This window comes from Faecousia intestinalis (assembly GCF_040096185.1).
Taxonomy (GTDB): domain Bacteria; phylum Bacillota; class Clostridia; order Oscillospirales; family Oscillospiraceae; genus JAZOXB01.
Window position 1 is genome coordinate 1 of the sequence record NZ_JBBMFF010000227.1, and the last position, 2,724, is coordinate 2,724.

The window sequence follows — 2,724 nt, forward strand, 5'->3', positions numbered from 1 at the left end:
CCCGCAAGGGGCACGCCGCATCCGTAAGGCGGCAAAGCCGCCAACGGCTGCGCAGGGAACGCCGCTACAGACGCAATCGGTCGGTACGTTTTATCGTTACCCTGTACGACCTGGAAGTGCCTCCCCGAGATTGCCACGGCCCCTGTGGGGCCTCTCCGGGAGCCAGCAGGGGGCACAAAACCGCCGCAGAGGAGCTCTCCCCTGCGGCGGCAGTTATTCCGGAAAAATCAGATGCGGGCAACGCCGGAAGCTCTTGCAGCCTCGGCGACGGCAGCGGCGACAGCCTTGCCGACACGCGGGTCAAATGCCTTCGGAATGATATAGTCGGCACTCAGCTCCTCGTCGGAGATCAGGTCGGCCAGAGCCTTGGCGGCAGCCATCTTCATCTCCTCGTTGATGTCGCTGGCGCGAACGTCGAACGTACCGCGGAAGATGCCGGGGAACGCCAGAACGTTGTTGATCTGGTTCGGATAGTCGCTGCGGCCGGTGGAAACGACGGCAGCGCCGCCCGCCTTTGCCTCGTCCGGGAAAATCTCCGGTGTCGGGTTCGCGCAGGCAAAGATGATCGCCTTCTCGTTCATGGTCTGGACCATTTCCTTCGTGACCATGCCGGGAGCGGAAACGCCGATGAACACGTCGGCGCCCTTGAGCTGCTCGGACAGCGGGCCGGCCTTCTTTTCCAGGTTCGTGACCTGGGCCATTTCTTCCTTGATCCAGTTCAGGCCGTCGCGGCCGGCATAGATCGCGCCCTTGCGGTCGCACATGGTGATGTTCTTGTAGCCAGCGGACAGCAGCAGCTTCACAATGGAGATGGCAGCAGCGCCTGCGCCGGAGGTGACGACCTTGACGTCCTCCTTCTTCTTGCCGACGACCTTCAGCGCGTTCGTCAGGCCGGCGAGGGTGATGACAGCGGTGCCGTGCTGATCGTCATGGAAGATGGGGATGTCGCACTTTTCCTTCAGCTTGCGCTCGATCTCAAAGCAGCGCGGCGCGGAGATGTCCTCGAGGTTGATGCCGCCGAAGCTGCCGGAGATGTTGTAAACGGTCTCGACGAACTCGTCGACGTTCTTCGTCTTCACGCAGAGGGGGAAGGCGTCAACGCCGCCGAACGCCTTGAACAGGACGCACTTGCCCTCCATGACGGGCATACCGGCCTCCGGGCCGATGTCGCCCAGACCGAGGACGGCGGTGCCGTCGGTGATGACGGCGCAGAGGTTGTGGCGGCGGGTCAGCTCATAGGACTTATTGATGTCCTTCTGGATTTCCAGACAGGGCTGCGCAACGCCGGGGGTGTAGGCCAGGCTCAGGTCGTCCTTCGTCGAGACCGGCACGGTAGCGACGACTTCGATCTTGCCCTTCCACTGCTCGTGGAGCTTCAGAGACTCTTTTGCGTAATCCATGATAAACTTCTCCTTTTCTTTTTTGATCAGTCTATAAATTTCATACATGTTATATTGCTTTTCGCTTTCCGAAGCGATGGATCGGCGGAAAGGCTCCGTCATCCGCCGCCGGGGATTGACGCAGAGGGGATTATAAAAAGACGCTTTGTGCCAATGCCACCATGATCGGCAGCGTCAGGACCGACAGCAGCGTGCTGATGGACACGAGGTTGGCCGCCGTCTCGCTGTCCTGCCGGAACAGGGTCGAGAACATCGTCGTGGCGGCGGCGACGGGGGCCGCGATATCCACGATGCAGGCCGCCAGCAGCATGCCGTCCAGCCGGAATGCCTTCTGCAGCAGGAACATCAGCCCGATGCTGCACAGCGGGATGACGGCAAGACGCAGGGCGATGGTGATGTAGTAATTCGCGTGCTTCCAGATGGTGCGCAAGTCGGCCTTCGAGAGATAGTAGCCGCTGATGACCATGGGAACGGGCACGTTCAGGGCGCTGAAATAGTGGATGGGCTGCAGGATGATCGTTGGCAGCTCGATGGAGCACACAAAGATCACGATGCCGGTCAGCACGGCGAGGATGCCGGGGTTCAGCAGCAGCTTTTTGAACGAGATCTGCCTGCGGTCGCCGCTCATGAGCACGAGGCCGAAGGACCACGCCACGAGGTTATACACGCCGATCCACGTTGCCCCGTAGAACACGCCGTCCGCGCCGAACAGGACCTGCTGCAGCGGCAGGCCCATGTAGCCGCAATTGGCAAACACGGTGCCGTAGCGCAGAACGCGGCGGGTCGGCTCCTTACCGCCGCGGATGCAGACATAGGCAAACGCGGCATACAGCGCGTGCGCTGCAAAGGCCAGCAGGGCAACGATGCCCATGGCGCGCAGCATGGCGCTGTCAAACTGGCGGCAGAACGACTCGACGATGGCGCAGGGACCGACGATCTTCAGCGCAAAGGCCGAAAGGTGGGAAATGCTCTGGTCGTTGAAAATGCGGATCTTTCCGCACAGGAATCCGACAGCCAGCAGGACAACAAGGATGAGGACCTGCTCGCCAGTCGACAGGATATTGCCCAGCATAGAATCCCTTCTCTCTGCAAGATGGTCTCATCATAGCAGAGAATTTGGATGATGTCAACGGTGAAATTGTATGTCAACTGATTGTATGACAACAAAATCATTGACAACCCAAGGAATTTCTGATAGGATGTTTTTGTGGGAACTGACAAAATTTTGTCTGATGTCTCCCCTGCTTCTCATACTGATTCCTGATTAAAACATTTCATCAGGAATCCCGTGTGCTACGCACACTCGCATCGTGCTGACGCACGC

At 59.4% G+C, this 2,724-nt stretch carries 2 protein-coding genes; both read right to left on the reverse strand.

Annotated features, from left to right (window positions below; translation table 11 throughout):
* Positions 1-227: 227 nt before the first annotated feature.
* The gene (locus WMO66_RS08930) at positions 228-1,400 is read right to left on the reverse strand and encodes an NAD(P)-dependent malic enzyme (RefSeq protein WP_349136057.1); all 1,173 of its coding nucleotides are present in this window, start codon (positions 1,398-1,400) and stop codon (positions 228-230) included.
* A gap of 130 nt (positions 1,401-1,530) precedes the next feature.
* Positions 1,531-2,472: an AEC family transporter gene (locus WMO66_RS08935; protein ID WP_349136058.1), complete on the reverse strand. Its 942-nt coding sequence runs from the start codon at positions 2,470-2,472 to the stop codon at positions 1,531-1,533.
* Between the last annotated feature and the right edge of the window lie 252 nt (positions 2,473-2,724).